The 628-nt window shown below is 39.3% G+C and carries 1 protein-coding gene and 1 pseudogene; both read right to left on the reverse strand.

From position 1 onward, the window contains the following. A pseudogene (locus BN202_RS09040) lies at positions 1-274 on the reverse strand (hypothetical protein); the annotation flags it as partial. A gap of 10 nt (positions 275-284) precedes the next feature. Continuing rightward, the coding region (ssb, locus tag BN202_RS09045) for a single-stranded DNA-binding protein (RefSeq protein ID WP_019220325.1) at positions 285-628 on the reverse strand (344 nt) is incomplete at its 5' end.

Raw genomic sequence — 628 nt, forward strand, 5'->3', positions numbered from 1 at the left:
GGTAATTATTTCTCACTTCAAGATATTTTTGTGCTGCATCGTATTGATCTTGATTGAGATTTCCTTGTAAGTAAAGCCGTCCGATATAAGTACCGGAAAGCGGGTTTTTTGCCTCTTCTATGGTCAAACAGAAGCGTTTGGCACGCATTTCAATTGCCAATTTATCAATGGGGGCACGAGGCATTTTTGTCCGTGAGATACGCCCATTGGGTTCTCTGATACATCCCTTAATTCGTGGGCGACCACGTTTTGCTCGTTTTTTTCTTTTTGTCATATTTTTTCAATCAGAATGGCATGCTGTCATTAAGAGATGCGCTATAATTGGAGGCACCTGAAGCGATAGCATAATTTTGAGAAGTCACGGGCGAGGGGGATACGGATTGTTCTTTCTTTACATCAAGCAACTGCAATTCACCTTTATATTGTGGCAAAACAATCTCTGTTGTGAAGCGGTCAATACCGTTTTTATCTTGCCATTTACGGGTTTGTAATTTGCCTTCTACATAAACTTTTGAACCTTTGTTTAAGTATTGAAGAGCGATTTTTGCCAAATGTGGATTAAAAACCACCACGGAATGCCATTCTGTTTTCCCTACTTTTTGATTGGTATTTTTATCTGTATAGCTCT

This window comes from Bartonella florencae (assembly GCF_000312525.1).
In the GTDB taxonomy this organism is placed as follows: Bacteria; Pseudomonadota; Alphaproteobacteria; order Rhizobiales; family Rhizobiaceae; genus Bartonella; species Bartonella florencae.